This window comes from Kitasatospora sp. NPDC004799 (genome assembly GCF_040609095.1).
GTDB lineage: Bacteria > Actinomycetota > Actinomycetes > Streptomycetales > Streptomycetaceae > Kitasatospora.
Window position 1 is genome coordinate 1 of sequence record NZ_JBEXJK010000449.1, and the last position, 6,463, is coordinate 6,463.

The window sequence follows — 6,463 nt, forward strand, 5'->3', positions numbered from 1 at the left end:
GTCGAGCAGCGCCGAGATGAAGGTCTTGTACGAGGAGACGCCCTCGGCCAGCCGGGTCACGCCGGGGCGGGATGTGCGGAGAGTGACGGGTGGGGTGGTCGAGTCGGACTTGAATCTTTGCGAACGAATGTTCGATCCTGGGGTTGTGTCCGTTTTCGAACCTGTTTTCGAATCCACCGCCGAGCGGCCCGCACGCCCCGTGCTCCGCCCGGTGGCGTCCCCGGCTGCCGTGCCGGGGGAGCGGGGGGAACGCGAGGGGCGAGGACTGCTGCCGGTGCCGTCCGCGCTGCGGGAGGTGCTGCCCGACGCCGGGCTGCGCCGGGGGACGGCGGTGTCGGTGGCGGGCGGGGACGCCGGACTGCTGCTGGCGCTCGCCTCCGGGGTGAAGGAGACCGAGGGCGGCTGGGCCGCGGCGGTCGGCCTGCCGGACCTGGGGCTGGCCGCCGCCGAGGGGTACGGGCTGGACCTGCGACGCCTGCTGGTCGCGGACGACCCGGGGCCGCACTGGGCCGAGGTGGTCTCGGTGCTGGCCGGCGCGGTCGAGCTGATCATGCTGCGCCCGGACGGGCCGGTGCCGCCGAAGCTGGCCGCCCGGCTGGCGGCGGTGCTGCGGCGCAGCGGCTGCGTGCTGCTGGTCGCCGGGCCGTGGCCGGGCGCGGCCCTGCGGCTGGGGGTGCGCTCCGGGCGCTGGTTCGGGCTGGGCGACGGCCACGGGCAGCTCGTCGGCCGGCAGGTGGAGGTGGTGGCCGAGGGCCGCGGCTCGGCGGTGCGCGGGCGGACGGCCCGGCTCTGGTTGCCGGACGAGCACGGCGCGGTGCGCCCGCTCCAGGAACGCCCGCTCCAGGAACACTCGCTCCGGGAACGGCCGCAGCGAGAACGCTCGTTCCAGGAGCAGTCGCAGCGAGAACGGTCGTTCCAGGAACAGCCGCTCCGGGAACAGCCCCAGCCGATGGCCGTACCGGCGGAGCCGACGGCGCCCCTCGTGGCGGCGGTGGTCTGAGATGGCGGACGACAGAACCCCCCGGGTGCTGGTGGTCTGGTGCCCGGACTGGCCGGTGGTGGCCGTCACCGGCGACGACCCGGTCGCGGTGACCGAGGGCGGGCGGATCCTCGCCTGCTCGGCGGGCGCCCGGGCGGCCGGGGTGCGGCAGGGGCAGCGGCTCAAGCTGGCCCAGCGGCTCTGCCCGGAGCTGGCGTTGTGCGACCGCGACCCGGAGGCGGAGACCCGCCGCTTCGAGCCGGTGGTCGCGGCGGTGGAGGCGTTCACGCCCCGGGTGGAGGTGATCCGCCCGGGCCTGTGCGCCATCCCGGTGAAGGGCCCGGGCCGCTACTTCGGTGGGGAGGAGGCGCTGGCCGGCCAGGTCGCCGGAGCGGTGGCGGACGCCCTCGGGCAGCCGCTCCTCCCGGACGCCGTCCCGGGTGCGGCCCAGGACGCCGCCCCCGGGAAGGTCCCGGACGCCGCCCCGGCTGCCGTCCCCGGTCCGGCTGCCGTCGACGGCCCGGCTGCCGTCGACGGGCGGCGGGCAGCCGCCCCGCAGGCCCGGGTCGGTGTCGCCGACGGCCTGTTCGCCGCCGTGCTCGCCGCCCGGGCCGGGGTGCTGGTCCCGGCCGGCCGGACGGCGGAGTTCCTCGCCCCGTACCCGGTGGGCGCGCTGGGCGACGAGGCGCTGGCCGAACTGCTCGGGCGGCTCGGCCTGCCCACCGTCGGGGCCTTCGCCGCGCTGCCGGCCGAGTCGGTCGCGGACCGTTTCGGCCCGGCCGGGACGGTCGCGCACCGGCTGGCCCGAGGCCTGCAGCCGCGCCCGCTGGTGCCGCGCGACGAGGAGCCGGACCTCGCCGTCGAGCAGCGCTTCGACCCGCCGGAGCCGCTGGCCGAGCCGCTGGTGTTCGTCGCCCGCGCGCTGGCCGAGCAGCTGCACCAGCGGCTGGCCGGGGCCGGGCTGACCTGCCGCCGGGTGGCCGTCGAGGTGGCCTGCGCGGACGGCCGGACGGCCTCCCGGCTGTGGCGGCACGAGGGCCGGCTGTCCGCGACGGCGCTGGCCGAGCGGGTCCGCTGGCAGCTCCAGGCCTGGCAGGGCGCGGGCACCTTCGCGAGCGCCCCGAGCAGCGCCCCGAGCAGCGCCCCGAACGGCGCCCCGAGTAGCGCCTCAAGTAGCGCTTCGAGCAGCGACCCGAACGGCGCCCGGCGGAACAGCGACCAGCATAGCGACCCGGGCGACGGCCGGACGGGCTTCACCCTCCTCCGGCTGGCCCCCGACGGCCTCTCCCCGGACCAGGGCCGCCAGCTCGCGCTGTGGGGCCAGGCCGTCGCGGACGACCGGGTGGAGCGCGCGGTCGCCCGGGTGCAGGCGGTGCTCGGGCACGCCGGGCTGCGCCGGATCGAGCCGGCCGGCGGGCGCGGCCCGGGCGAGCAGGTGGTCAAGGTGCCGTGGGGCGAGCCGTACCGGGCGGCCGTGCCGGCCGACGCGCCCTGGCCGGGCCGGCTGCCGGAGGTGTGGCCCGCCGTGGTGCTGCGGGAGCCGGCGCCGGTGCGGGTGCTGGACGGGGCCGGGCGGCCGGTCACGGTGGACGGCCGGGCGGGGGTGTCGGCCCGGCCGGCCCTGGTCGTGGTCGGGGGCCGGGAGGAGCGGGTGGACGGTTGGACCGGGCCCTGGCCTGCGGTCGAGCACTGGTGGGACCAGTCGCTGGCCCGGCGCCGGGCGCGGTTCCAGGTCGTGGTGGGCGACGGCCGGGCGCTGCTGCTCACCGTGGAGGGGGGTGCCTGGTACCTGGAGGCCGGCTACGACTAGCGGCCCCGGAACCCGGAAGAAGGCGAGCGGCCGGAGGGGGGAGCAGGACGAGCACGAGAACGACGAAGGCACCCCCCGATGGGCTTCACCAGCCACCCCACCCTCCCCTGGAGCGAACTGCACCGCCGGCTGACCGGCGCGGCGCCGGACCGTACGGTCGTCCCGCTGCGCCGCCCCGCCGAGGACTCCGCCGCCGGGGAGCCCCCCGCCGACAGCGCCGACAGGACCGACAGGACCGACAGCGCCGATCCCTGGGCCGAACTGCACGTCCACTCCGCCTTCAGCTTCCTGGACGGCGCCAGCGACCCGGAGGAACTGGTCACCGAGGCGGTCCGGCTGGGCGTGGAGACCCTCGCCGTCACCGACCACGACGGCCTGTACGCCGCCGTCCGGCTCGCCGAGGCGGCCCGGGGCACCGGCCTGGCCACCGCCTTCGGCGCCGAGCTGACCCTCCGCGACGGCGGCGCCGAGGAGCACCTGCTGGTCCTCGCCCGCGACCCGGCCGGCTACCGCCGGCTCTCCGCCGCGATCGCCGCCGCCCAGCTAGCCGGCGGCGCCAAGGGCAACCCGGTGTACGACCTCGCGGCGCTCGCCGACGCGCACGGCGGCCACTGGGCGGTGCTCACCGGCTGCCGCCTCGGACGGGTCCCCGCCGCCCTCACCGGGGCGCGCGACCCCGACCACGGCGAGGCCGAGCGCCGGCTGCGCACCCTCACCGAGGCGTTCGGCCGGGAGAACGTCCACGTCGAGCTGATCGACCAGTGGCTGCCCGGCGACGACCGGCGCAACGACGCCCTCGCCGCCCTCGCGGCGAAGGCGCGGCTCCCCGTCGTCGCCTCCACCAACGCCCACCACGCCGGCCCCGCCCAGGGCCGCCTCGCGCAGAGCCTCGCCGCGCTGCACGAGCGCCGCACCCTCCAGGACGCGGTCGGCTGGACCAGGGCGGCCGGCACCGCGCACCTGCGCTCGGGCCGTGAGATGGCCGGCCGACTGGCCCGGTTCCCCGGGGTGCAGCGGGCCACCGCCGAACTCGGCCGGGCCTGCGCCTTCGACTTCGCCCGGCTGGACCCGGAGCTGCCCGGCTTCCCCGTCCCCGCGGGCGAGACCGAGATCAGCCACCTGCGCGCCCTGGTCGCGGCCGGCGGCCCGGCCCGCTTCGGCCCCGGCAACGCCGCGGCCCGCCGCCAGCTCGCCAGGGAGCTGGACGTGATCGAGGACCTCGACCTGGCCGGCTACTTCCTGATCGTGCACGACATCGTGGACTTCTGCCGCAGCCGGGACATCTGGTGCCAGGGCCGCGGCTCGGCCGCCAACTCGGCGGTCTGCTACGCCCTCGGGATCACCGCCGTCGACCCGATCCACTACAAGCTGCTGTTCGAACGCTTCCTCTCCACCGCCCGGGACGGGCCGCCCGACATCGACCTGGACATCGAGAACCGCCGCCGCGAGGAGGTCATCCAGTACGTCTACCGCCGCTACGGGCGCGAGCACGCCGCCCAGGTCGCCAACGTGATCACCTACCGGCCCCGGCTGGCGATCCGCGACGCCGCCCGGGTGCTCGGCTACCCGCAGGGGCAGGTGGACGCGTTCAGCCGGCAGACCGACTTCCGCTCCGCCCCCGGCGCGGACGCCGTCATCCCCGCCGACGTGCTCCAGCTCGCCACCCAGCTCCACGGCCTGCCCCGCCACCTGGGCATCCACTCGGGCGGCATGGTGCTCACCCGGGAGCCGATCGGCGAGATCTGCCCCACCGAGTGGGCCCGGATGCCCGGGCGCTCCGTGCTCCAGTGGGACAAGGAGTCCACCGCCGGCGCCGGGCTGGTGAAGATCGACCTGCTCGGCCTCGGCATGCTCGCCGCGCTGCACGACGCCTGCGACCTGGTCGCGGAGCACCACGGCCTGCGCTACGACCTGGCCACCATCCCGGACGACGACCCGGGTGTGTACGCGATGCTGCGCCGGGCCGACACCGTCGGCGTGTTCCAGGTCGAGTCCCGGGCGCAGATGGCGACCCTGCCCCGGCTGAAGCCGGACCACTTCTACGACCTGGTGGTCGAGGTCGCGCTGATCCGCCCCGGCCCGATCCAGGGCGGCTCCGTCCACCCGTACCTGCGCCGCCGCGCCGGGGTGGAGCCGGCCGGCTGCCCGCACCCGCTGATGGAGAACGCGCTCGGCAAGACCCTGGGGGTGCCGCTGTTCCAGGAGCAGATGATGCAACTCGCCATCGACTGCGCCGGGTTCACCCCCGCGGAGGCCGACCGGCTGCGCCAGGCGATGGGCGCCAAGCGCTCGCACGAGCGGGTCGCCCGGCTGCGCGAGCGGCTGCTGGGCGGGATGGCCGAGCGCGGCATCCCGCCCGAGGTGGCCGAGGACGTCTACGTCAAGATCGAGGCCTTCTCCAACTACGGCTTCCCGGAGAGCCACGCGATCAGCTTCGCCTACCTGGTGTACGCCAGCGCCTGGCTGAAGCACCACTTCCCGGCGGCCTTCACCTGCGCGCTGCTGGCCAACCAGCCGATGGGCTTCTACTCGCCGCTCAGCCTGGTCGCGGACGTCCGGCGGCACGGCGTGCGGGTGCGCGGGGTGGACGTCAACGCCAGCGGGGCGCGGCCCACCCTGGAGCCGTACCGGGGGCCGACCCCGAAGCCGCCGCTGACCGCCGGACGTCCGCAGCCGGCGATCCGGCTGGGCCTGGAGACGGTGCGCGGCATCGGCACCCCGCAGGCCGAGGCGATCGTGGCCGGGCAGCCGTACGCCGACCTGGAGGACTTCGCCCGCCGCACCGGCCTGCCCGGGCCCGTCCTGGAGGCGCTGGCGACGGCGGGCGCCTTCGACCGATTCGGCCTGACGCGCCGTCAGGCACTGTGGGCGGCCGGGGCGTTCGCCGGGGTCTCGGCCGAGCTGATCCCCGGCACCACCCCCGGCACCGAGGCGCCGGAACTGCCCGGCATGAGCCCGGTCGAGGAGACCATCGCCGACCTGTGGGCCACCGGGACCTCCGCCACCAGCCACCCGCTGCAGCACCTGCGCGCCCAGCTGGAGCGCGGCGGCGCCCTCCCCGCCGACCGGCTCCCGGACGTGCCGCCGGGGACGGCGGTGGTGGTCGGCGGCCTGGTCACCCACCGGCAGCGGCCGCCGACGGCCGGCGGGGTGCTCTTCCTCAGCCTGGAGGACGAGACCGGGCTGATCAACGTGATCTGCAACCGCCCGGTCTGGGAGTCCCAGCGCCGCACCGCCCTGGACCGGGCCGGGCTGCTGGTCCACGGCCACATCGAGCGGGACCGGGGCGCCACCAACCTGATCGCCACCCGGCTCACCCCGCTCCGGATCGGCCTCTGAGCGGGGCGGGCCGATGGAAGGTTCAGGGCGTGTCTGGCAGTTCCAGTTGGGCTCGCGACGCCGGGGCACGCACCTCGCCGCGTTGTCGTCGGTCGCCAATGGCCCCCAGCCTGGCGGCCGGGAGGTGCCCCCACCGCAGTGGCTCCGCCCCCAGCCTCCGGCCGGGAGGTGCCCCCACCTCCGCCTTGCGATGCACGCACCCCAACGCCGCTCGCTGATCCAACGCGAACTGTCAGACACGCCCTAGTACTGCAACGGTGCTTAGCGTGATGAGGCTTCGGTTTTCGGGCTGTGGCCTCGTCGTTTGTAGTGGCTGTTCCGGGCTTGGTGCTGGC

3 protein-coding genes are annotated in these 6,463 nt (G+C 76.6%); all 3 read left to right on the plus strand.

Annotated elements, in window-relative coordinates:
- The first annotated feature begins 274 nt into the window (after nt 1–274).
- The 3 genes from ABZW03_RS35095 (at nt 275) to ABZW03_RS35105 (ending at nt 6,128) form a co-directional block, all read left to right on the plus strand.
- Complete coding sequence (locus ABZW03_RS35095) at nt 275–1,000, plus strand: hypothetical protein (RefSeq protein WP_355267719.1); 726 nt, start codon at nt 275–277, stop codon at nt 998–1,000.
- Between the two features lies 1 nt (nt 1,001).
- Entirely contained in the window at nt 1,002–2,789 is a 1,788-nt protein-coding gene (locus ABZW03_RS35100) for a DNA polymerase Y family protein (RefSeq protein ID WP_355267722.1), read from the plus strand.
- Between the two features lie 78 nt (nt 2,790–2,867).
- Nucleotides 2,868–6,128, plus strand: a complete 3,261-nt coding sequence (locus tag ABZW03_RS35105) for an error-prone DNA polymerase (RefSeq protein ID WP_355267725.1) — start codon at nt 2,868–2,870, stop codon at nt 6,126–6,128.
- The last annotated feature ends 335 nt before the right edge of the window (nt 6,129–6,463 follow it).